This is a genomic window from Nocardioides caricicola (assembly GCF_039541135.1).
Lineage (GTDB): Bacteria > Actinomycetota > Actinomycetes > Propionibacteriales > Nocardioidaceae > Nocardioides > Nocardioides caricicola.
In genome coordinates this window covers 110,580-133,481 of record NZ_BAABFQ010000007.1, presented here as the reverse complement: position 1 = coordinate 133,481, position 22,902 = coordinate 110,580, and the positions used below count along the sequence as shown (strand labels likewise).

At 72.1% G+C, this 22,902-nt stretch carries 20 protein-coding genes; 10 read left to right on the top strand and 10 right to left on the bottom strand.

Annotation, left to right across the window (positions count from 1 at the left end; all coding sequences use genetic code 11):
* Positions 1 to 9 precede the first annotated feature (9 nt).
* Genes ABD875_RS14675 through ABD875_RS14665 form a run of 3 tightly spaced genes read right to left on the bottom strand, consistent with a single transcriptional unit; the run spans position 10 to position 2,481 of the window.
* Complete coding sequence (locus ABD875_RS14675; protein WP_345178350.1) at positions 10 to 1,035, bottom strand: NADPH:quinone oxidoreductase family protein; 1,026 nt, start codon at positions 1,033 to 1,035, stop codon at positions 10 to 12.
* Positions 1,036 to 1,060: 25 nt separating this feature from the next.
* Complete coding sequence (locus tag ABD875_RS14670) at positions 1,061 to 1,681, bottom strand: TetR/AcrR family transcriptional regulator (RefSeq protein ID WP_345178347.1); 621 nt, start codon at positions 1,679 to 1,681, stop codon at positions 1,061 to 1,063.
* Entirely contained in the window at positions 1,681 to 2,481 is an 801-nt protein-coding gene (locus tag ABD875_RS14665; protein ID WP_345178341.1) for a purine-nucleoside phosphorylase, read from the bottom strand. The genes ABD875_RS14670 and ABD875_RS14665 overlap by 1 nt, the downstream gene beginning before the upstream one ends.
* 55 nt (positions 2,482 to 2,536) lie before the next feature.
* Between ABD875_RS14665 and ABD875_RS14660 the strand changes: the two genes are divergently transcribed.
* Both ABD875_RS14660 and ABD875_RS14655 read left to right on the top strand, forming a co-directional pair.
* Positions 2,537 to 2,923 carry a VOC family protein gene (locus ABD875_RS14660; RefSeq protein WP_345178337.1) on the top strand — a complete coding sequence of 129 codons (387 nt, stop codon included), beginning with the start codon at positions 2,537 to 2,539 and terminating at the stop codon, positions 2,921 to 2,923.
* A 159-nt stretch (positions 2,924 to 3,082) separates the two neighbouring features.
* A complete protein-coding gene (locus tag ABD875_RS14655; RefSeq protein ID WP_345178333.1) occupies positions 3,083 to 4,027 on the top strand; it encodes a hypothetical protein in 945 nt (314 codons plus the stop codon).
* A 99-nt stretch (positions 4,028 to 4,126) separates the two neighbouring features.
* Here the strand turns inward: ABD875_RS14655 and ABD875_RS14650 are convergent, their stop codons facing one another.
* The gene (locus ABD875_RS14650) at positions 4,127 to 4,579 is read right to left on the bottom strand and encodes a gamma-glutamylcyclotransferase (RefSeq protein WP_345178329.1); all 453 of its coding nucleotides are present in this window, start codon (positions 4,577 to 4,579) and stop codon (positions 4,127 to 4,129) included.
* A 58-nt stretch (positions 4,580 to 4,637) separates the two neighbouring features.
* On the opposite strand from ABD875_RS14650, the gene lpdA reads away from it, so the two are divergent.
* From lpdA to ABD875_RS14625, 5 genes are all read left to right on the top strand, one after another.
* A complete protein-coding gene (gene lpdA / locus ABD875_RS14645; protein ID WP_379187772.1) occupies positions 4,638 to 6,026 on the top strand; it encodes a dihydrolipoyl dehydrogenase in 1,389 nt (462 codons plus the stop codon).
* A complete protein-coding gene (locus tag ABD875_RS14640; RefSeq protein ID WP_345178325.1) occupies positions 6,026 to 7,423 on the top strand; it encodes an NAD(P)H-quinone dehydrogenase in 1,398 nt (465 codons plus the stop codon). Before lpdA ends, ABD875_RS14640 begins: the two co-directional genes overlap by 1 nt.
* Positions 7,424 to 7,439: 16 nt before the next feature.
* Positions 7,440 to 8,594 (top strand): SpoIID/LytB domain-containing protein, encoded by a 1,155-nt coding sequence (locus ABD875_RS14635; RefSeq protein ID WP_345178324.1) that lies wholly within the window; start codon positions 7,440 to 7,442, stop codon positions 8,592 to 8,594.
* 66 nt (positions 8,595 to 8,660) lie between these two features.
* Positions 8,661 to 9,833 carry a SpoIID/LytB domain-containing protein gene (locus tag ABD875_RS14630; RefSeq protein WP_345178321.1) on the top strand — a complete coding sequence of 391 codons (1,173 nt, stop codon included), beginning with the start codon at positions 8,661 to 8,663 and terminating at the stop codon, positions 9,831 to 9,833.
* Positions 9,834 to 9,909: 76 nt separating this feature from the next.
* Positions 9,910 to 10,224, top strand: a complete 315-nt coding sequence (locus ABD875_RS14625) for a hypothetical protein (RefSeq protein WP_345178319.1) — start codon at positions 9,910 to 9,912, stop codon at positions 10,222 to 10,224.
* Here ABD875_RS14625 and ABD875_RS14620 read toward each other — a convergent pair.
* On the bottom strand, positions 10,217 to 11,389 hold the full coding sequence (locus tag ABD875_RS14620) for a benzoate/H(+) symporter BenE family transporter (RefSeq protein ID WP_345178313.1): 1,173 nt from the start codon (positions 11,387 to 11,389) through the stop codon (positions 10,217 to 10,219). The two genes, ABD875_RS14625 and ABD875_RS14620, sit on opposite strands and share 8 nt — an antisense overlap.
* A 48-nt stretch (positions 11,390 to 11,437) precedes the next feature.
* Here ABD875_RS14620 and ABD875_RS14615 point away from each other — a divergent pair, with 48 nt between their 5' ends.
* Positions 11,438 to 11,959, top strand: coding sequence for a helix-turn-helix domain-containing protein (locus tag ABD875_RS14615; RefSeq protein WP_345178310.1), 522 nt, complete (start codon positions 11,438 to 11,440; stop codon positions 11,957 to 11,959).
* Positions 11,960 to 11,965: 6 nt separating this feature from the next.
* Here ABD875_RS14615 and ABD875_RS14610 read toward each other — a convergent pair whose 3' ends face one another.
* The 5 genes from ABD875_RS14610 to ABD875_RS14590 are packed head-to-tail and all read right to left on the bottom strand — an operon-like array spanning position 11,966 to position 19,517.
* Positions 11,966 to 15,352 (bottom strand): pyruvate carboxylase, encoded by a 3,387-nt coding sequence (locus ABD875_RS14610; RefSeq protein ID WP_345178306.1) that lies wholly within the window; start codon positions 15,350 to 15,352, stop codon positions 11,966 to 11,968.
* 59 nt (positions 15,353 to 15,411) lie between these two features.
* Complete coding sequence (locus tag ABD875_RS14605; RefSeq protein WP_345178303.1) at positions 15,412 to 15,720, bottom strand: hypothetical protein; 309 nt, start codon at positions 15,718 to 15,720, stop codon at positions 15,412 to 15,414.
* 28 nt (positions 15,721 to 15,748) lie between these two features.
* Positions 15,749 to 17,248 (bottom strand): PH domain-containing protein, encoded by a 1,500-nt coding sequence (locus ABD875_RS14600; protein WP_345178301.1) that lies wholly within the window; start codon positions 17,246 to 17,248, stop codon positions 15,749 to 15,751.
* Positions 17,245 to 17,724 (bottom strand): PH domain-containing protein, encoded by a 480-nt coding sequence (locus ABD875_RS14595; protein WP_345178299.1) that lies wholly within the window; start codon positions 17,722 to 17,724, stop codon positions 17,245 to 17,247. Before ABD875_RS14595 ends, ABD875_RS14600 begins: the two co-directional genes overlap by 4 nt.
* Before the next feature lie 17 nt (positions 17,725 to 17,741).
* Positions 17,742 to 19,517, bottom strand: coding sequence for an acetyl/propionyl/methylcrotonyl-CoA carboxylase subunit alpha (locus ABD875_RS14590; RefSeq protein WP_345178295.1), 1,776 nt, complete (start codon positions 19,515 to 19,517; stop codon positions 17,742 to 17,744).
* 179 nt (positions 19,518 to 19,696) lie between these two features.
* Between ABD875_RS14590 and ABD875_RS14585 the strand changes: the two genes are divergently transcribed.
* Entirely contained in the window at positions 19,697 to 21,421 is a 1,725-nt protein-coding gene (locus ABD875_RS14585; protein ID WP_345178292.1) for a methyl-accepting chemotaxis protein, read from the top strand.
* Positions 21,422 to 21,426: 5 nt separating this feature from the next.
* Positions 21,427 to 22,890, top strand: coding sequence for a chemotaxis protein CheW (locus ABD875_RS14580; RefSeq protein ID WP_345178287.1), 1,464 nt, complete (start codon positions 21,427 to 21,429; stop codon positions 22,888 to 22,890).
* Positions 22,891 to 22,902: the final 12 nt, after the last annotated feature.

Below are 22,902 nucleotides of genomic sequence, written 5' to 3'. Positions count from 1 at the left end.
GCCCGAAGGTTAGCCCAGCACCACGACGGTCCGGCCGGTCGTACGGCGGGCGGCGTGGTCGGCGAGCGCGCCCGCGACGTCGTCCATCCCGATCCGGCGGCCGACCACCGGGCGGATGCTCCCGCTCGCGACCAGCTCCAGCAGCGCCGCGTGCACCCGCTCGCCGGTCGCGGGCGGGAACGCGTTGATCCCGAAGCGGCGGAAGTCGCGCGGGGTGTCGAGGTAGGCCAGCAGCACGCCGAGCACGGACATGTTCGCCATCGACAGCTTGCGCAGCGGGCGACCGGTGAGCCCGGACTCGGGGTCGTCGTTGAACCCGACCGCGAGGTAGCGGCCACCGAGCGCCCCGCACGTCCACAGCGTCTCGGTCTGCTCGCCGCCGATCGGGTCGAAGATCACGTCGGCCCCGCGGTCGCCGGTGGCGTCCATGACCGCGTCGAAGACGTCGGCGGTCGTGTGGTCGATGGTCACCTCGGCGCCGAGCTCGGCGCACAGACGGGTCTTGTCCGGGCCGCCGGCGGTGGCGATGACGGTCGCCCCCGCGGCCCTGGCGAGCTGGATCGCCGCCGTACCGACCGCGCTGGCGCCGCCGCGCACGAGCACGGTTTCGCCCGGCTGCAGCGCCGCGCGCTCGTGCAGCGCGAGATAGGAGACGTGGAACGGCAGCGTGAACGCCGCCGCCTCGGCGTCGTCGAGCTCGGGAGGCGCGTCGAACACGCTGCCGGCCAGGGCCTTCTCGGCGAGCCCACCCAACGACTGCGGGGACATCCCGACGACGCGGCGGCCGACCCAGTGCTCGGCGCCCTCGCCCGCGGCCTCGACGACCCCGGCGACGTCCATGCCGAGCGTGAACGGCGGCTGGGCCATCACCGCCGCGACACCGCCGCGGCAGCGGGCGACGTCGCCGAAGTTGAGGGAGGCGGCGGCGACCGCGACCCGGACCTGGCCCGGGCCCGGCTCGGGTACGTCGACGTCGTCGCGCACCTCGATCGCGTCGACCGGCTCACCCTGACGCACCACGCGGACTGCCCTCATGGGCGGACGCTACTAAGAGTGGGTTTTAGACGTCAACGGCCGGGGCGTCAGCCATCGCGGCGGCCATGGCGAGCAGGTTGCGGACGAACCGCTCGGTCGGCAGCTGCGAGCGGCCCGGGCTGCCGGACTGCTGGGCGCGGGCCCGGTCGGCGACCGAGCGCAGGATGAAGCCGGTGACCAGGGCGAGCCGCTCGTTGCGGAGCGCGTCGTCGAGGTCGGGCAGGCGCTGCTCGAGCAGCTCGAACACGGCGTACCCGCCCGTGTGGCGCAGCGCCTCGTCGACCGCGTCGTCGAGCCGGTCGTACTCCTCGACGAGCTCGCCGATGATCACGAGGTACTGCCGCCCGGACGGCCCGGTCTCGGCGAGCTCCACTGCGGGCCGCACGATCGCCTCGAGGACCGGGGCGAGGCCGGGGCTGCTGCGGGCCCGGGCGAGCAGCACCTCCTCGCGCTCGGCGAGGAAGCCGGCGTGCTGCTCGAGCACGGCGACGAGCAGGCCCTCGCGCGAGCCGAAGTGGTAGTGGACCGCGCCGCGGTTGCGCTGGCCGGCGCGCCGGGTGATCTCGACCAGCGACGCGGTGAACACGCCCTGCTCGGCGAACGCCTCGGTCGCGGCCTCGACCAGCGCGCGGCGCGTCTCGGACATCAGATCCGCGGGACGATCCGGCCGAGCAGCTCTCCCATCCGCGAGGCGGCGGCCTTGCCCGCCTCGAGGACCTCCTCGTGGTTGAGGGGCTGGTCGCTGATGCCGGCGGCGAGGTTGGTGACCAGGCTGATGCCGAGCACCTCCATGCCGGCCTCGCGGGCGGCGATCGCCTCGAGGGTGGTGCTCATGCCGACCAGCTCGCCGCCGAGGATGCCGGCCATCCGCACCTCGGCCGGGGTCTCGTAGTGCGGGCCGGGGAACTGCACGTAGACCGCCTCGTCGAGGCTCGGCTCGACCTCGCGGCACATCGTGCGCAGCCGGCTGCTGTAGAGGTCGGTCAGGTCGACGAAGTTCGCGCCCACGATGGGGGACGTGCCGGTCAGGTTGATGTGGTCGCTGATCAGCACGGGGGTGCCGGGCGTCCAGGTCTCGCGGAGGCCGCCGCAGCCGTTGGTCAGCACGATCGAGCGGCAGCCGGCGCGGGCCGCCGTACGCACGCCGTGGACGACCGCCGCGACGCCCTTGCCCTCGTAGTAGTGCGTGCGGCTGAGGAACACGAGGAGGTTGCGGTCGCCGGCCCGGATGGAGCGGATCTTGCCGGAGTGGCCGGCGACGGCGGCGGCGCTGAAGCCGGGCAGGTCGGTGGTGCTGATCTCGGCGGTCGCCTCGCCGAGCGCGTCGACGGCCGGGAGCCAGCCGGACCCGAGGACGAGGGCCACGTCGTGGCGCTCGACCCCGGTGAGGTCGGCGAGTCGCTCGGCGGCGTGGGCGGCGAGTTCGTAGGGGTTCTCCTGAGTCACCGTCCCGACAATAGTGGCGAGGCGCGATGTCGGTGAACTCGTGCAGGATCGACCCATGATCGACCACCTGGGCATCAACTGCAGCGACCTCGAGCGCTCCGCGACCTTCTACGACGCTGTCCTGGGCGTCCTCGGCCACCGCCGGATCCTCGACCACGGCGTCGCGATCGGCTACGGCACCGACAAGCCGGACTTCTGGATCGGCCGCCAGCCCGAGGAGGGACCCGCGTCGGGGCCGAACCGCGAGATCCACGTCGCCTTCACCGCGACCTCCGCCGACGCCGTCCGCTCCTTCTTCGACGCCGCGGTCGAGCAGGGCGCCGAGGTCCTCCACGAGCCCCGCCACTTCCCGGAGTACCACCCCACCTACTTCGGCGCCTTCGTGCGCGACCCCGACGGCAACAACGTCGAGGCGGTGTGCCACACGGTGGCGCCGAGCTAGCTCCGTGCAGGTTTCCCCGGTGGGCCGGGGAAACCTGACGTTCTCGTGCAAAGCTTCGGCCGAGAAGTTCAGGCATTGCCCGAGAAGTACCGAACGATCTCTGTCCACAGATCGCGATTCATCAGAGTTCGGCCGGGCGACCGCGGGCAGATGGATCCCATGATGATTCCGCTCAACGATCCGCGCCGGGGTCGGATCATGCTGCGCAAGCACCTGCTCGAAGAGGGCTACAACGACCGGGCGATTGCTCGTCGGGTCCAAGGCGGCGACTGGGTACGGATCCGGCACGGAGCGTACGTCGACTCCGCGACGTGGCGCTCGCTCGATTCGGCCGATCGGCACGCGCTCGTCGCCCGTGCGGCGGCAGCCCAGGCGCGGACCCAGGTGGTCGTCTCGCACACGTCGGCGCTGGCGTTCGCCGACGCACCCACGTGGGGTATCGACCTCGACGTGATCCACCTGACGAGATCGGACGGCAACGCCGGGCGGTCAGAGGCCGGAGTGCAGCAGCACTGCGGTGCGTTGATCGACGGCGATGTCATGACCGTCGACGGGCTCGACGTGATGGCCCCGACTCGTATGGCTCTCGAGGTGACCATGGTCGCGGACGTCGAAGCGAGCATCTGCGTGGTCAGCCTGCTCATGCACAGCGGTGCGACGACGATTCAGGAGCTTCGAGAGCGCTATCAACTGATGCGGCACTGGCCAGACACGCTTCGAACCGACCTGGTGCTGCGTTTGTCGGACAAGCGATTTGAGTCAGTCGGCGAGTGTCGGACCTACTACCTGTGCTTCCGCCAGGGTCTTCCGATGCCAGAACCGCAGTACGAGGTCAAGGACGAGCACGGGAAGGTCATCGCCCGGGTCGATTTCGCCTGGCCAGAACTCGGCGTCTTCCTCGAGTTCGACGGCAAGGTCAAGTACGAGAAGCTTCTGCGCGAGGGTGAGCGGGCCAGCGACGTCGTGCTTCTCGAGCGGGACAGGGAGCGCGAGATCTGCCGAGTCACGGGATGGCGATGCATCAGGATCGTGTGGTCCGACCTCGCTCGACCTGCCCAAACGGCCGCCATGATCCGCCGGGCGCTGCTGCCGACTGCGGCCTGACCGCCGGACTGTTGGGGCAAAACCTGACGTTCTGGGGTGAAGCTTCGGCCCAGAACATCAGGTTTCCCCGGTGGGCCGGGGAAACCGCCCCTCAGCCAGCTACATGCCGATGGAGCGGCAGGGGCGGCGTCGGAGGGCGGCGACGTAGTCGGCGGGGGCGTCGGCGGCCTCGGCGGCGTCGGCGAGGATGCCGAGGTACGACGCGGAGGGCAGGCCGCCCTCGTAGGCGTCGAGGACGTAGGTCCACACGACCACCTCGCCGGTGAGGGTGGCGACCCGGACCCGGGTCTTGCGGTAGAGGCCGAGGTCGGCGGCCTCCCAGCCGTCGAGGGCGGCCTCGTCCTCGCGGGTGATGTCGTAGACGGCGACGAAGACCTGCTCGATCGGGTCCTCGACGATCGTGGACAGGGCGCCGTCCCAGCCGTGCTCCTCACCGCCGAACGTGAGGCGCCAGCCCTGCAGCCAGCCGGTCGTCGAGAGGGGCGAGTGCGGGCAGCGCTCGCCCATCCGGACGGGATCGAGGTTGGTCCCGTAGGCGGCGTACAACGTCACAGCCGAAGAGTAGATGACCGAATAGGGAGAGCCGGGCATCCTCAGTAGGCTGGAGGTCGTGAGCCACTTCAACGTCCTCGTTCTCGGTGCCGGCCCCGGTGGGTACGTCGCCGCCATCCGCGCAGCCCAGCTCGGCCAGACGGTCGCCGTCGTCGAGGAGAAGTACTGGGGCGGCGTGTGCCTCAACGTCGGGTGCATCCCGTCGAAGGCGCTGCTGCGCAACGCGGAGATCGCGCACATCATCACGAAGGAGAAGGACACCTTCGGGATCAGCGGTGACGCGAGCATGGACTTCGGTGCGACCCACAAGCGCAGCCGCGGCGTCGCCGAGGCCAGCGCCAAGGGCGTCCACTACCTGATGAAGAAGAACAAGATCACCGAGCTCGACGGCTGGGGCACGATCAAGTCGCCGACCGAGGTCGAGGTCGACAAGGACGGCAACAAGCAGTCCCACACGTTCGACAACCTCATCATCGCGACCGGCGCCAAGGTCCGGATGCTGCCGGGCATGAGCAAGAGCGCGAACGTCGTGACGTACGAGGAGCAGATCCTCGACGACCAGCTCCCCGGCTCGGTCATCATCGGCGGCTCGGGCGCGATCGGCGTCGAGTTCGCCTACGTGATGGCCAACTTCGGCGTCGACGTCACCATCGTCGAGTTCCTCGACCGGATGGTCCCGACCGAGGACGCCGACGTGTCCAAGGAGCTGCTCAAGCAGTACAAGAAGCTCGGCGTGAAGGTCCTCCTCTCGACCAAGGTCGAGAACGTCGAGGACACCGGCAGCGGCGTCAAGGTCACGGTCAGCAAGGACGGCGAGAGCCAGGTGCTCGAGGCCGACCGGATGCTCGCCGCCTTCGGCTTCGCCCCGCGCATCGACGGCTACGGCCTGGAGAACGCCGGCGTGAAGGTCTCCGACCGCGGCGCGATCGAGGTCGACGCCCGCGGCCGCACCAACGTGGACAACGTCTACGCGATCGGAGACGTCACCGGGAAGCTGATGCTCGCCCACACCGCCGAGGCGATGGGCGTCGTCGCGGCCGAGACGATCGCCGGCGCCGAGACCGTCGAGATCAACTTCGACATGATCCCGCGGGCGACGTTCTGCCAGCCGCAGATCGCCTCGTTCGGCTACTCCGAGGAGCAGGCCAAGGAGAAGGGGTACGACGTCAAGGTCGCGACGTTCCCGTTCTCGGCCAACGGCAAGGCGCGCGGCATGGCCGAGGGCGTCGGCTTCGTGAAGATCGTCGCGGACGCGGAGTACAACGAGATCGTCGGCGCCCACATGATCGGCCCCGAGGTCACCGAGCTGCTCCCCGCGCTGACGCTGGCGCAGCAGTGGGACCTCACCGCCGACGAGGTCGCCCGGAACGTCTTCGCGCACCCGACGCTGTCGGAGGCGATGAAGGAGGCCGTCGAGGGCATCGCCGGCCACATGATCAACCTCTGATGAGCACCGAACGCGTCGTCATCATCGGCGGTGGCCCCGGTGGCTACGAGGCTGCGCACGTCGCAGCGCAGCTCGGCGCCGAGGTCACCATCGTCGACAGCGACGGGGTCGGCGGCTCCGCGGTCCTCACCGACTGCGTGCCGAGCAAGACCCTGATCGCCACGGCCGAGGTGATGAGCGAGCTCTCCGGGGCGTCCGAGCTCGGGGTCAGCTTCCACGACAACGAGGGCGACGCCGCGACGTCGATCCGCGTCGACCTCGCGAAGGTCAACGCCCGGGTCAAGCAGCTCGCGACCGACCAGTCCTCCGACATCGAACGCCGGCTCACCCGCGACGGCGTCACGGTGCTGCACGGCCGCGGGCGCCTCGACGGCCCGAACCGCGTCGTCGCGACGCTCCCCGACGGCACCGAGCAGTCCCTGGACGCCGACGCGATCCTGCTCGCCACCGGCGCCGCGCCGCGGACGCTGCCGACCGCGCAGCCCGACGGCGAGCGGATCCTCACGTGGGAGCAGGTCTACGACCTGACCGAGGTGCCGACCAACCTCATCGTCGTCGGCTCCGGCGTCACGGGCGCGGAGTTCGCCAGCGCCTACCTCAACCTCGGCATCCCGGTCACGCTGGTCTCCAGCCGCGACCGGGTGCTGCCCGGCGAGGACGCCGATGCGGCCGCCGTACTGGAGGACGTCCTCAAGCGCCGCGGCATGACCGTGCTCTCCAAGTCGCGCATGGAGTCGGTGACCCGCACCGGCGACACCGTCACCGTCACGCTCACCGACGGCCGCACCGTCGAGGGCTCGCACTGCATCCTCGCGCTGGGCTCGGTCCCGAACACCACCGACATGGGCCTCGAGGAGGCCGGCGTCGTGCTCAACGACGGCGGCTTCGTGTACGTCGACCGCGTGTCGCGCACCGCCGCTCGCGGGGTGTACGCCGCCGGCGACTGCACCGGGGTGCTGATGCTCGCCAGCGTCGCCGCCATGCAGGGCCGGATCGCGATGTGGCACTTCCTCGGCGACACCGTGCACCCGCTGGACCTGAAGAAGGTCTCGTCGAACGTCTTCACGGCGCCCGAGATCGCCACCGTCGGCTGGTCGCAGCAGGCCGTCGACGCCGGCGAGATGCAGGCCGAGGTCGTGATGCTGCCGCTGTCGGGCAACCCGCGCGCCAAGATGCAGGGCGTCCGCGACGGCTTCGTGAAGCTGCTCTGCCGCCCCGGCACCGGCATCGTCGTCGGCGGCGTGGTCGTCGGGCCCCGCGCCAGCGAGCTGATCCACCCGGTGTCGATCGCGGTCGCCGAGTCGCTCACGGCCGACCAGCTTGCCCAGGCCTTTACCGTGTACCCGTCGATGAGCGGCTCGATCGCGGAGGCCGCCCGCCGGCTCCACCACGTCTGATCTCTCGGGAGGCCTCATGCTCGGCCGGATCACTGCTGCCGTCGCGACGGTGCTCGTCGCCACGGCGGCGCCGGCGATCGCCGACGACCCCGTCGACGTCCCGGACGGCGCGACGATCACCATCGACGGACGCGGTCACGGGCACGGCCGGGGCATGTCCCAGGTCGGCGCGGACCACGCCGCCGAGGCCGGGCAGGACTACGAGGCGATCCTCGAGACCTACTATCCCGGGACGGCCTTGGGGAGGGCCGGCGGCTCGGTCCGCGTGTGGATCAGCCGCAGCACGTCCGACGCCGTCCAGGTCGCCTCCCGGCCGGGCCTGACCGCGCGCAAGGTCGGCACCGGCACCACCTGGAAGCTGACCAAGGCGAAGCCCCGCGCCACCCAGTGGCGCATCGTCGCGTCCGGAGCCGCCAGCGTCCTGGAGTACCGCCAGCGTGGCTGGCACCGGTTCCGCAAGGTCGGCGGTCAGCTCGAGCTCACTGCCAGCGGCAAGCCCGTCCAGCTCCTCCTCGGTGGCGGCGCGACCGCGACCTACCGGGGCGCGCTGCGCTCGGTGCCGTTCCAGGGCCGCCGGCTCACCGTCAACGTGGTGCCGCTGGAGGCCTACCTCCGCGGGGTCGTCCCGTCCGAGATCACCGCGTCGACGTGGCACCCGCAGGCCCAGCGGGCGCAGGCGGTCGCGTCCCGCAGCTATGCCGTTGCCGAGCGCGCCGAGGGCGGCACGTACTACGACCTCGACGACTCGACCCGCTACCAGTCCTACCTCGGCGTCGACCGCGAGCACCCCGCCTCCGACGCGGCGGTGCGCGCCACCCAGGGCCGCGTGCTGACCTTCGGGGAAGCGCCCGCGTCCACGGAGTTCACCGCCAGCAACGGCGGCTGGACGGTCACCGGCGACGCGCCGTACCTCCTCGCGCAGGAGGACCCGTGGGACGACGACACGTGGGGGTCGGTGACGTTCACCGACGCCGAGCTGGAGCGGCACTGGCCCTCGATCGGTGACCTGGAGAGCATCGAGATCACCAGCCGCGACGGGCACGGACAGTGGGGCGGCCGGGTCCTCTCCGTCACGCTCACCGGCGCGGCGGGGACGAAGACCGTGACCGGCTCGGGCTTCTACGGCGAGCTCGGGCTCCAGTCCGCCTGGCTCTCGCTGAAGGTCGGCTGAAACTACAGATCTGTAGTTACCCCTGTTCCGTTGCGGGGCTTCTGTGACGGATGATGCGATTGGTCCATGCGTGCGCTGACCCTGCTGATCTCGACCGCGCTCGCAGCGACCCTCGGGTTGGCGAATCCCGCCGTCGCCGCCGACGCCTGGCCGGTGCCGGCGGACGCGAGCATCACCATCAAGGGCCGCGGCTACGGCCACGGGCACGGGATGTCGCAGTACGGCGCCGAGGGCGCGGCCCGCGCCGGCCTGACCTACCGCCAGATCGCGGAGTTCTACTACCCCGGGACCACGTGGGGGCGGGGTGCGCGCCGGATCACCGTGCAGCTGACCGCCGACACCACCGACGACCTCGTCGTGCGGCCCCGCTCGGGCCTGACCGTGCGCGACACCGTGTCGAAGGAGCGGGTCGCGCTGCCCGACAACGGCGCGGTCCGGTGGCGGGTCGCGGTGGGCCGCGACGGCGTGAACCGGGTGTCGTACCAGCATCGCGGCTGGCACCCGTGGCGCGTGCTGAAGGGCCAGGGCGAGTTCTTCGCCGGCGGCGAGCCGATCACGCTGGTGACCCCGAGCGGCGAGCGCGCCTACCGCGGCCGGCTCCGCATCGGTGTCACGTCCACCGGCGACCGCGTCACGGTCAACGCGCTCGGCCTCGAGGCCTACCTCAAGGGGGTCGTGCCGCTCGAGATCCCGGCGCTCTGGAGCGCGGAGGCGGTCCGGGCCCAGGCGGTCGCGGCGCGCACCTACGCGTCGTACGAGCGCCGCCACCCGCGGTCCTCGGCGTACCAGATCTGCGACACCTGGTCCTGCCAGGTCTACGGCGGCTACGACGCCGAGCACCCGGCCTCGAACCGCGCCGTCGAGGCGACCGCCCGCGAGATCCTCACCAGCGGCGGTGCGCCGGCGTTCACCCAGTTCGGGTCGAGCAGCGGCGGCTGGACCGCGGCCGGCGGGATGTCGTACCTCCCCGCCCAGCGCGACCCGTACGACGGCTGGTCCGGCAACCCGGTCCACACCTGGGCGGTCAAGGTCGACGACAACCGCCTCGAGCAGGCGTGGCCGGCGATCGGCGACCTGCGCCGGATCGCGGTCACCGCCCGCGACGGCAACGGCACGTGGGGCGGACGGGTGAGCCGGCTCGTGCTCCGCGGCACGGGCGGCAGCGTCGCGGTCTCGGGCGACACGTTCCGCGCCGTGCTCGGGCTGCGGTCGACCTGGGTGACGTTCCAGGTCCGCTGAACCTGTCAAGACCACCTTGACGCCGCTGCCTCCGTGGGAGGACTGTCGGCGAAAGTCATCTATCTCGGAGGTCACCATGGCCGTGGTCAACATCCCGCCGGACAACCGCATCTACGGACTCGGACAGGTCCCGGGCACCATGTACGTCTACAACATGAACAACCCGCCGGGCGCGACGACGTACAACCTGACGATCGTCCACGTCAACGCGTGGGTGGGTGTCGTGATCAACCCCGGCCACAGCGACGACTACCCGGCCGGGGGGAACCCCACCTTCATCCAGAACCAGGGACCGAGCGTGCTCCAGGTCCTGTACATCGGCGCGGACGAGGGCGTGGACCCCGAGGCCGCCGGTGCGACGGTCGAGGAGTCGATGCCGGCCGTCAGCTGACCGGCCGCTGGAGCAGCGGACGCAGCACCAGCCCGGCCACCAGCGCCCAGAACGCCGCGCCGATGCCGAGCACGGTGATGCCGGAGGCCGCGACGAGGAAGCAGATCGCCGCGGCCTCGCGCTCGCCCTCGTCGGCCAGCGCGCCCGCGAGCGAGGTCGCGAGCGTGCCGAGCAGCGCGAGGCCGGCCGCGGCCTGCATGACGTCACCGGGCGAGGCCGCGACCAGGGCGGTCAGCGCTGCGCAGCCCAGCGCGAGCACGAGGTAGGTGCACGACGCCGACACCGCCGCGATCCAGCGGCGGCTCCGGTCGGGGCCGGCCATCGGGCCGGCGGTCATCGCGGCGGTGATCGCGGCGAGGTTGATCGCGTGGCCGCCGAACGGTGCGCCGACGACCGTGCCGATGCCGGTGACCGTCATCGTCTCGCGCCACGGCACCTGGTAGCCGTAGCTCGACGTGACCGCGACGCCGGGGACGTTCTGCGACGCCATCGTGACGACGTACAGCGGGATCGCGAGGCTGACGACCGCCTGCGCGGTCCAGTGCGGCGTGGTCCAGGTCAGCGTGGGGACCAGGTCGCTCGCGGACACCGACGAGCCGGCGGCCAGGATGACGACCACCAGCGCGACCGCGAGCGAGATCGGGACCGCCCACCGGCGCGAGATCCGGTGCATGACCAGCCAGGCGACGACGACCGGACCGACGTACGCCGGGGAGTCGGCCAGGCCGGTCACCGGCGCCAGGCAGATCGGCACCAGGACGCCGGCGAGCATGGCGCGCGCCAGCGAGACCGGGATCCGCGCGATCAGGTCGCCGAGCGCGGGCACCAGGCCGGTCAGCACGATCAGCACGCCGGTGACCACGAACGCGCCCACCGCGGCCTCCCAGCCGCCGGTCACGGTGCCCGTCGACAGCAGCAGTGCGGCGCCCGGCGTCGACCACGCCAGCGTGATCGGGGTGCGGTGGCGGATGCTGAGCCAGAGCATCCCGAGGGCCTGCGTCACCAGCAGCGTCAGGAAGCCGGAGGCGGCCTGCTCCGCAGACGCCCCGACGGCCGCGAGGCCGGTGAGCACCACGACGAACGAGCTGCTCGAGCCGACGACCGCCGTGACGATCCCGGCGACGACGGGGGACCCCTCGTGCTGGGTCACGACGGCCTGGGTCATGGCTACACTCCGTTCTGTAAACAGAACGCAGGCTAGTGGGAGGGCGCCGTGGCCAGTCAACCGGGTATCGCCGTGGGCGCCCGGGTCAGGCAGCTGCGCACCGACCGCGGGCTGTCCCTCTCGGCGCTCGCCGCGGCCGCCGGCATCGGCAAGGGCTCGCTCTCCGAGCTCGAGAGCGGGCGACGCAACCCGACCCTGGACACGCTGTACGCCCTGGCCCGCCCCCTCGGCGTCCCCCTCGCGGCCCTGGTGGACTTCGCCGACGGCGCGGTCGTCGCCGACGACGGCTTCGAGACGGTGCTGCTGCACACCGACCGCACCGGGACGGCGACGTCGGAGGTCTGGCTGCTGCGCGTCAGCGCCGGTGTCACCCGGTCGTCGCCCGCCCACAGCCCGGGCGTGGTCGAGCAGCTGATCGTCCTCGCGGGCAGCTGCCGGGTGGAGCACGGAGGGGGGTCCGTCGAGGTCGCGGCCGGAGGGCACGCCGTGTGGCCGGCCGACGTCCCGCACACCTACGCGGCCGGGTCGTCCGGCCTCCGCGCGATCAACGTGATCGTGACGCCGTCCTGAGCAGGCTCAGGACAGCACGAGCACCAGGTCGCCGCCGTCCACCGCCTGGGTGCCGGCCAGGGCCAGCCGCTCGACGGTGCCGCCGACCGGCGCGGTGATCGAGGCCTCCATCTTCATCGCCTCGATCGTCGCGACCGTGTCGCCCGCCTCGACCGTGTCGCCCTCGGCGACCAGGATCGTCACCACGCCCTGGAACGGCGCTGCGACCTGGCCGGGCTTCGACGTGTCGGCCTTCTCGGCGGCGACGACCTCCGACGCGACGCTGCGGTCGCGGACGTTGACCGGGCGGAGCTGGCCGTTGAGGGTCGCCATCACCGTGCGGATGCCGCGCTCGTCGGGCTCGCTGATCGCCTGGACGCCGAGGATGAGCGTCTTGCCCTCCTCGATCTCGACCTCGTGCTCCTCGCCCTTGCGCAGGCCGTAGAGGTAGTCGCGCGTCGGCAGCACCGAGATGTCGCCGTACTTGGCGCGCGACTCGGTGAACTCCCGCGTCGGGCCCGGGAACAGCAGCTGGTTGAGCGTACGGCGGCGGCTGGGGCTGCCGCCGTCGAGTCCGGCGCGCTGCTCCTCGGTGAGCTCCTCGGCGGGCGGCTTGTGGGTGCGGCCCTCGAGCGCCTTGCTGCGGAACGGCTCCGGCCAGCCACCCGGCGGGTCGCCGAGGTCGCCGCTGAGGAAGCCGATCACGGAGTCGGGGATGTCGAACTTCGCGGGGTTCTCGGCGAACTCCTCCGGGTCGGCGCCGACCGCGACGAGGTGCAGGGCCAGGTCGCCGACGACCTTCGACGACGGCGTGACCTTCACGATGTTGCCGAGGATGTCGTTGGCCGCGGCGTACATGTCCTCGATCTGCTCGAACTTCTCGCCGAGGCCGAGCGCGATCGCCTGCTGGCGCAGGTTGGAGAGCTGGCCGCCGGGGATCTCGTGGCGGTAGACCCGACCGGTCGGCGACGGCAGGCCGGACTCGAACGGCGCGTACACGCGGCGGGTCGCCTCCCAGTACGGCTCCAGCGCCGAGACCGCCGCCAGCGACAGCCCGGTCTCGCGCGGGCCGTGGTCGGTCGCGGAGACCAGCGCCGACAGCGACGGCTGGGAGGTGGTGCCGGCCATCGGGGCGGTGGCCGCGTCGACGGCGTCCACGCCGGCGTCGATGGCCGCGAGCAGCGTCGCGAGCTGGCCGCCTGGGGTGTCGTGCGTGTGCAGGTGCACCGGCAGGTCGAAGTTCTCGCGCAGCGCGGTCACCAGCGTGCGCGCGGCCGGGACCCGGAGCAGGCCGGCCATGTCCTTGATCGCCAGGACGTGCGCCCCGGCCTCGACGATCCGCTCGGCGAGCCGCAGGTAGTAGTCGAGGTCGTAGAGCTTCTCGGCGGGGTCGGACAGGTCGCCGGTGTAGCAGAGCGCGACCTCGGCGACCGTGGTGCCGGTGGCGCGCACCGCCTCGATCGCGGGCCGCATCTGCTCGACGTCGTTGAGCGCGTCGAAGATGCGGAACACGTCGATACCGGTGGCCGCGGCCTCCTCGACGAACGCGTTGGTCACCGCAGTCGGGTACGGCGTGTAGCCGACCGTGTTGCGACCACGCAGCAGCATCTGCAGGCAGATGTTCGGGACGGCCTGGCGCAGCGCGGCCAGCCGCTCCCACGGGTCCTCGGACAGGAAGCGCAGCGCGACGTCGTACGTCGCACCACCCCAGGCCTCGAGCGACCACAGCTGCGGGGTGGTCCGGGCGACGTGGCCCGCGACCGAGAGCAGGTCCCGGGTGCGGACCCGGGTCGCGAGCAGGCTCTGGTGCGCGTCGCGGAACGTCGTGTCGGTGACCGCGACGTCCGTGCGTCCGCGCAGCCTGCGGGCGAACTCCTCGGGTCCGACCTCGAGGAGCAGCTGGCGGGTGCCGTCCGGCGCCGGGACCTCGAGGTTGACCTCCGGCAGCTTGCTGGCCGGGTCGAGGCTGACCGGCGCGGCGCCGTGCGGCTGGTTCACCGTGACGTCCGCGAGGTAGCTGAGCAGCTTGCTGCCCCGGTCGCCGGTGCCGCGGGCGAGCAGCAGCTGCGGGTGGGTCTCGATGAACGAGGTGGTCACCCGGCCGGCGGTGAAGTCGGGGTCGGCGAGCACGGCCTGCAGGAACGGGATGTTCGTGGAGACGCCGCGGATGCGGAACTCCGCGACCGCCCGGCGCGCCTTCTCGACGGCCTTGTCGAACGTCCGCGCCCGGCAGGTGAGCTTGGCGAGCATCGAGTCGAAGTGCGCCGACACCTCCGCGCCGGTGTACGTCGTACCGCCGTCGAGGCGGACGCCGCCGCCGCCGGGGGAGCGGTACGTCGTGATCACGCCGGTGTCGGGGCGGAAGTTGTTGGCCGGGTCCTCGGTGGTGATCCGGCACTGCAGCGCGGCGCCGCGCAGCGCGACGGTGTCCTGCGAGAGCCCGAGGTCGGCGAGCGTCTCGCCGGCCGCGATCCGCAGCTGCGACTGCACCAGGTCGACGTCGGTGACCTCCTCGGTCACCGTGTGCTCGACCTGGATCCGCGGGTTCATCTCGATGAAGACGTAGTTGCCGTCCGGGTCGAGGAGGAACTCGACGGTCCCGGCGTTCTTGTAGCCGATCTCCTTCGCGAAGCGCACGGCGTCGGCGCACATCCGGTCGCGCAGCTCGGGGTCGAGGTTCGGCGCGGGCGCGATCTCGACGACCTTCTGGTGCCGCCGCTGGACCGAGCAGTCGCGCTCGAACAGGTGCATCACGTTGCCCTCGCCGTCGGCGAGGATCTGCACCTCGATGTGGCGCGGGTCGACGACGGCCTGCTCGATGAAGACCGTGGGGTCGCCGAAGGCGCCGTCGGCCTCGCGCATGCAGGTCTCGATCGCCTCGCGCAGCTGGGCGGGGTCGTCCACGCGCCGCATGCCGCGGCCGCCGCCGCCGGCGACCGCCTTCACGAACAGCGGGTAGGGCAGGTCCTTCGACGCCTCGACCAGCGCGTCCACGTCGGTGGACGGGTCGACCGACGCCAGGGTGGGTACGCCGGCGGCCTTGGCCGCCGCGATCGCCCGCGCCTTGTTGCCGGTCAGCGTCAGCACGTCGGCGCTCGGACCGACGAACGTGATGCCGGCGTTGGCGCACGCCTCGGCGAGCGCGGGGTTCTCCGACAGGAACCCGTAGCCCGGGTAGACGGCGTCGGCACCGGCGCGCAGGGCCACCGCGACGATCGCCTCCGGGTCGAGGTAGGCGCGGACGGGGTGGCCGAGCTCGCCGATCTGGTAGGCCTCGTCGGCCTTCAGCCGGTGCTCGGACCAGCGGTCCTCGTAGGGGAACACCGCGACCGAGCGGGCGTCGAGCTCGTACACGGCGCGGAACGCGCGGATCGCGATCTCGCCGCGGTTGGCGACCAGCACCTTGGAGAACATGGGGCAACGCTATAAGGCGGGACCGCCGGCGCGGCGGCCGAGTTCCATCGCGAGACGGTTCAGCGGCCCATCGTGACGTTGACCGGGTAGAGCGCCGGGCGGACCTTGCCGGCCCGCGGCGACTGGGACAGCAGCTCGCCGCGCTTGTCGGGCGTGGTGCTCTTGCGGCGCACGGTGCCGAGCGAGCAGTTCGCCCACTCCAGCTCGACGCGCACGGCGGGCAGCCGGAGGCCGCGCAGGTACGGCACCAGGCAGCCGGTCTCGTCGCCGCCCTGCGCCTGGGCGCTGGGGACCGACAGCAACGTCGCCGTGAGCACGGAGGCGAGGGCCAGCCCGGACCAGCGACGCGCCGTCGTGCGCTCGGACATGCCAGCCCCCTCTCGGATAGTGCGGAGGCTACGCCGAAGTGGGGGCTTGTGCAGGCGACTCGACCAGGAACTGTCCGATCAGGTGCGGGTGGGCGGAGTGGGCCAGACCGATCGCCATCGCCTCGGGCACATCGAGCGCGGTGACCGCCTGCCGTCCGCCGGACGTCGTCGCGACCAGCGTGCCGAGCCCGGCGCGGCGCTGGAACCACGTCGCACGGAGGTTCCAGCCGATCACGCCGTCGGTCTCCAGCGCGTCGCGGCGCCGGTTCAGGCTGCCCGACCGGACCACCACGTGGCCGGCGACCAGGGCGTGCCCGAGGGCGCGGGTGCGGTCCGCGGCCAGGGCGACCGCGACGGGGACGCCGAGCGCGACCAGGACCGGCGCCCAGAGTGGCGCGTCCGCGAGGGGGACCAGCGCCAGGACGAGGACCAGCAGCAGGACCGCGGGGCCGACGGCACGGGTGTAGCGCCGGGTCCGGGCGCGCGGGCCGTGCCCGGTCAACGCAGCGTCCAGCGGTGCGACCGAGCCGAGCACCGCGCCGGCGGCGCGGTGGACCACCGCCCGCGGTGCGGGCGGGACCAGCAGCGCGCTGCCCGAGGTGTCCTGCTCGAGGCCGGTCACGATGGCCCATGCCCGGCCCCCGCCCGCCAGCCGCAGGCCGAGGGGCTCCCCGACCGAGACGCCGCGCACGCGTGCGTCGTCCAGCGTGGTCTCGCGGGTGGTCAGCAGCCCACGGGTCAGGTGCCAGGCGCCGCCACGGCCGGCGTCGGTGTGGGTGAGCCGGAAGCCCCAGTTGCTGACGACGTACCCGCCGATCGACAGCGCGGAGACCAGCACCGCCAGGCCGACCAGCGCGAGGGGGACCGCGACCCAGATCGACCACTGCGCGGCGTCGTCGGCGAGGCGCTCGGGGTGCAGCCGCTCGAAGCCATTGACCGTGTTGAGCCCCTGGGCGGCGACGCCCAGGACACCGGCGGCGATCACCAGACCGGTGCTCGTGAGCGGGGCGAAGCGGACCCACGCCGGGTCGAACTCCAAGACGGCGTAGGCGCCGGGCGTGGGCGACGACTCCTCGGCGTCGAGGTGCAGCAGGTCGGCGCGCAGCCGACGGGCCTGGGCGACCGGCAGCCCGTCGAGGTCGATCCGGTCCTCGTCGCCGCCGGACGTGGTGCCGGTCCCGATCCGGACGCTGGTCAGGCCGAGCAGCCGGTGCACGGGCGGCGCGGTGATGTCGACGGTGCGCACCCGGTCGAGGGGCGTGGAGAGCACGTGCCGGTTCAGCAGCCCGCGGCGCAGCTCGATCCGGCCGCTGGTGATCCGGTAGCCGGTCGTGACGTAGCGCAGCACACCGAGCGCGACCGGGACCGCGATGCCGAGCACCTGCCACCACTCGCCGCTGCCGTTGGCGGCGCTCCCGGCGATGAACAGCGCGATCAGCGCGGGCAGGAACCGGACGAGCTCCTTGACCGGGTAGATCAGCAGCATCCGCGGGTCGAGGCGCTGCCACTCTGCTGGCGGAGGGGTCACGTGGCGTCCCCGGGCACGCTGTCGGCCATCAGCGTGAGCTCGTCGACCAGCTGCAGGGCACGGGTGCGGTCGAGGCCCTCGATCTCGAGGGCGCCGGCCGCGGACGCCGTCGTGACCGTCACCGTCGACAGCCCGAACAGCCGCGCGATCGCGCCCTCGGCGTGGTCGACGGTCTGGATCCGCGACATCGGCGCGATCCGGCGTTCGCGCGCCCACCAGCCGGTGTGGGTGTAGACCGCGGTGCCGGTGACCTCCCAGCGGTGCACGGCGTAGCGCCACTGGGGTACGACGGCGACGTACGCCACCGAGACGAGCGCGAGGAGCGCGACCGCCCACCACGGCACCGGCAGCCAGCCGGTCACCGGGCCGGCGACCGCCAGCGCGACGGTCGCGAACAGGCCCTCGACCGCGGCGACGCTCGCCCACATCAGCCGGGCCTTCGGGCTGACCCGCTGACTCGGCTCACGCAGCTGCATGCGTCGACCCTAGGGGGCTAGTCCTTGAGCTCGCAGATCACGGCGCCGTTGCCGACGGTCTGGCCGACCTCGGCCTGCAGGCCGGTGACGGTGCCGGCCTTGTGCGCCTTGAGTGGCTGCTCCATCTTCATCGCCTCGATGACCACCACGGTGTCGCCCTCGGCGACGCTCTGGCCCTCCTCGACGACGACCTTGACGACGGTGCCCTGCATCGGGCTCGTCACGGCGTCACCGGACGCGGCCGCGCCGGCCTTCTTGCCGCCCGCGCGCTTGGCCTTCTTGGCGCCGCCGGCGGCCGGTCCCGCCGAGAGCCCGCCGAGGCCACCGGGCAGCACGACCTCGAGCCGCTTGCCGCCGACCTCGACGACGACCTTCTGCCGCTCGCCGGCCTCTTCCGCGTGGGCCGAGTCGCCGGCGTACGGCGTGATCTGGTTGTCGAAGTCGGTCTCGATCCACTGCGTGTAGACGTCGAACGACGTGCCGTCGCCGACGTACGCCGGGTCGCGCACGACGGCCTGGTGGAACGGGATGACCGTCGGCATGCCGTCGACGACGAACTCGTCGAGCGCGCGGCGCGAGCGCTCCAGCGCCTGGGTCCGGTCGCGGCCGGTGACGATCAGCTTCGCGATGAGGGAGTCGAACGAGCCCGGGATGGTCTCGCCGTTCTCGTAGCCCCCGTCGACGCGGATGCCGGGGCCCTGCGGCGGGCTCCACGCGGACAGGGTCCCGGGGGCCGGCATGAAGTTGCGGCCGCCGTCCTCGGCGTTGATGCGGTACTCGATCGAGTGGCCACGGATCTCGGGGTCGCCGTAGCCGAGCTCCTCGCCGGCGGCGATGCGGAACATCTCGCGGACCAGGTCGAGACCGGTGACCTCCTCGGACACGCAGTGCTCGACCTGCAGGCGGGTGTTGACCTCGAGGAACGAGATCGTGCCGTCCTGGGCCACCAGGAACTCGCAGGTGCCGGCGCCGTAGTAGCCGGCCTCCTTGAGGATCGCCTTCGACGACTCGTAGAGCCGAGAGACCTGGTCCTCGGTCAGGAACGGCGCGGGCGCCTCCTCGACGAGCTTCTGGTTGCGGCGCTGCAACGAGCAGTCGCGGGTGGAGACGACCACGACGTTGCCGTGCTGGTCGGCCAGGCACTGGGTCTCGACGTGGCGGGGCTTGTCAAGGAACTTCTCGACGAGGCACTCGCCGCGACCGAAGGCGGTGACCGCCTCGCGCACCGCGGAGTCGAACGCGTCGGGGATCTCCTCGATGGTGCGCGCGACCTTGAGGCCGCGCCCGCCGCCGCCGAAGACGGCCTTGATCGCGACCGGGAGGCCGTTGGCCTTGGCGAACTCGACGATCTCGTCGGCGTCCTTGACCGGGTCCTTGGTGCCCGGGGCGAGGGGGGCGTTGGCGCGCTCGGCGATGTGCTTGGCCTTGGCCTTGTCGCCCAGCGCCTCGATCGCCGCCGGGGGCGGGCCGATCCAGATCAGGCCGGCGTCGATCACGGCCTGCGCGAAGTCGGCGTTCTCGGCGAGGAAGCCGTAGCCCGGGTGCACGGAGTCGGCACCGGACTTCTCGGCCACCGCGATGATCTTGGCGATGTCGAGGTAGGAGTCGGCCGGGGTGGCCCCGCCCAGCGAGTGGGCCTCGTCCGCCAGCCGCACGAACAGCGCGTCGCGGTCGGGCTCGGCGTACACGGCCACGCTGCCGATCCCGGCGTCCTTGCAGGCGCGGATCACGCGCACCGCGATCTCTCCGCGATTGGCGATCAGGACCTTCTGCAACGGCTTGCTCTCGGGCACTACCCCTCCTGCTTCCAGACGTGTCGGATCTTCGCGACCCGCCCGGCAGGGTATCGCCAGCCGGGCCCGACGGAACCCCGGTGTCCGTGTGGCCCATCTCGCACCAAGCAGATGTTTGGTCGCGAGCACCCACCCTTTCGGTCGCTCAGGCCGCGCCCCTCCCGGCCGATGACCCGGGTATGACGTCTGCCACCGAGCCCACGCCGCCGACCGAGGCACGTGACCTGAACGCCCTCGCGGAGGCCGTTGACCGCTCGTTCGCGGTCATCGAGTTCCAGCTGGACGGCACGGTCATCACCGCCAACCAGAACTTCCTCGACCTGATGGGCTACCCGCTCGCCGGCGTCCGCGGGAAGCACCACCGGACGTTCTGCACGCCGGAGTACGCCGAGTCCTCGTCGTACGACGAGCTGTGGGCGCGGCTGCGGTCGGGTGCGTTCGTGCAGGACCAGTTCCTCCGGGTCACCCGCGACGGGCGCGAGGTCTGGCTGCAGGCGACGTACAACCCCGTGCTCGACGACGAGGGACACCCGACCAAGGTCGTCAAGATCGCCCAGGACATCACCGAGGCCAAGCGTCTCGACGCCGAGCACGTCGGCAAGATGGCCGCGATCGACCGCGCGCAGGCCGTCATCGAGTTCGACCTCGAGGGCCGGATCCTCACCGCGAACCGCAACTTCCTCGACGTCGTCGGCTACGCCCTGCCGGACATCCAGGGCAAGCACCACCGGATGTTCGTGGACCCCGAGCACGGGCAGAGCCAGGAGTACGCCGACTTCTGGGAGCGTCTCGGCGGCGGCCAGTTCGAGGCGGGGGAGTACCGCCGGTTCGGCAAGGGCGGCCGCGAGGTGTGGCTGCAGGCGACGTACAATCCGATCCTCGACGCCAAGGGCGCGCCGATGAAGGTGGTCAAGTTCGCCACCGACGTCACCGAGACCAAGCTCGTGAGCGCGGAGGTCCAGGCCCGCGTGGACGCGGTCGACCGCGCGCAGGCGGTCATCGAGTTCGACCTCGACGGCCAGGTGGTCCACGCCAACGAGAACTTCCTGCGGACGCTCGGCTACTCGCTGCGCGAGATCGTCGGCCAGCACCACAGCACGTTCTGCGACGACGAGTACATCCGCTCCGTCGAGTACCGCGACTTCTGGATGCGCCTGGGCAAGGGCGAGGTGATCGCGGGCCGGTTCCACCGCAAGGGCAAGTACGGCCGCGACGTCTACATCCAGGCGACGTACAACCCGGTGCTCGACCTGGCCGGCAACGTCGTCAAGGTCATCAAGTACGCCTACGACGTGACCGAGGAGGTCGACCGCGAGCGGCGCATCGACGTCGGCACCCGGGACATGACCGAGTCGGTCCGCGAGCTCGCCGGCTCGATCACCGAGATCGCGACCCAGTCGCAGACCGCGACCCAGCTGGCCGCCGAGACGCACGCGAACGCCGAGCAGGGGGTCGAGGCGCTGCGCGCCTCCATCGAGGCGATCACGCTGATCCAGAAGTCCTCGGCGTCGATCAGCGACATCGTGAAGGTCATCGGCGAGATCGCCGGCCAGACGAACCTGCTGGCCTTCAACGCGTCCATCGAGGCCGCGCGCGCCGGTGAGCACGGGGTCGGGTTCTCGATCGTCGCCGGTGAGGTCCGCAAGCTCGCCGAGCGCTCGTTCGAGGCTGCCCAGCAGATCGGCCGGCTGATCGAGGAGTCGGCGGACCGGGTCGACCAGGGCTCGAAGGTGTCCCAGCGCGCCGAGGTCGCCTTCGAGCGGATCGTCACCAGCGTCTCGCGCACCAACGAGGCGATCCGCACGATCTCCGCCTCGACCCGGGTGCAGCAGGAGGCGTCGGCGAACGTGAACTCGCTGATCGACCAGCTCTCGTCCGTCACCAGCGGCGCCGAGCGGGGATGACCCGCGTGTCCGGCGCCGTCTACGGCCTCGTCGGTCTCGGCGAGCTCGACCTCGCGCTGCCGCTCTCCGCGCTGCGCGAGGTGGTGCCGCGGCCGTCGGCCCTGGCGCCGCTCCCGGTCTCGGCTCCCGGCCTGGTCGGTGCGATGGCGCTGCGGTCGATCGTGCTGCCCGTCATCGACCTGCGCCCCCAGCTGGACCTCCACGACGCCCCCGAGAACCAGGTGGTCGTCGTCGTGGCCCACGAGCACCGCATGGTCGGCCTCGTCGTCGACCAGGTCCGCGGCGTGGCCCGCATCCCGGACGCCGACCTGGTGCCGTTCGGCGTCGCGACCGGCGACCTGTTGGTCTCCCACGCGTTCCTGCACGGCGACGAGCGACTTCCCGTCAGCGTCCTCGACGCCGCCCAGCTGCTCGGGCTCCCGGGCGTCCCCAGCGTCTCCGACCAGCCGGTCGCGGTCGCGGAGGTCACCGAGAGCTCCGAGGAGTCCGGGACCGCTCCGAGCCTCACCCTCGTCCGCTGCGGGAGCCAGGTGCTGGCGCTGGACGTGGACGCGATCCACACCACGATCCCGCTCACCCGCGTCGACCCGTCCCCGCTGACCGGTCGCGACTGCCTGGGCACCACGACGTACGCGGGCCGCGAGGTCGCCGTCGTCGACCCGATGTCCTTCGTCGGACTGCCCGCCCTCCAGGACGACGACGTCCGCGCGGGCGTCGTCCTGGACCTCGGTGTCGGCCAGGTCGTGCTGGCGGTCACCGACCTGGTCGAGCTGCGCGCCGCCGGCGCGGAGATCCTCCCCGTCCCGCGGCTCGCCGCGCACCGCCCGGACCTGGTGTCCGGCATGCTCGAGCTCGGCGACGGCGCCTGCCTGGTGCTGGACTGCCACGGGCTGCGGACCGACGGCGTCCTGCTCGCCCTGGCCGCGGTCAACATCGAGGTCGACGCGGGCACGGCGACCACCGTCGACCTCGCCGGCGCGATCGCGGGTGGCGCGACCGGTGGCGCCGCCACGGGTGCTCCGGCGTACGTCACCTACGTCGCGGGCGTCGGCCTGGCCACGCCGCTCGAGCAGGTCGTCGAGATCCTGCCGTGGTCGACGTCGCTGACGCCGTCCGCGGTGGCCGACGTCCTCGGCACCGTGGTGCACCGCGGCCACGTCGTCCCGGTGCTGTCCCTCGCCCGGGTGCTCGGCCACGAGCCCGCGGAGCAGGGCCCGTCCTCGTGCCTGTTGCTCGTCGCGCTCGGGCACGAGCAGGCGGCGTTCGCCGTGGACTCCCTCGTCGGCATCGAGCCGCTCGAGTGGTCCGACCCCGAGCACGCGGGCCGCGTCCTCGAACACCCCGACCGCGCGGTGCAGGCCGCGCCCCTCGTCCGGCTGGCCGGCAGCACCCGGCTGGTCCCGGACCTCGACCTGCGGGAGCTGGCCCGGCTCCTGGGCCTCGACGACGTCAAGGAAGCGGCGGCGTGACCATCATCGACC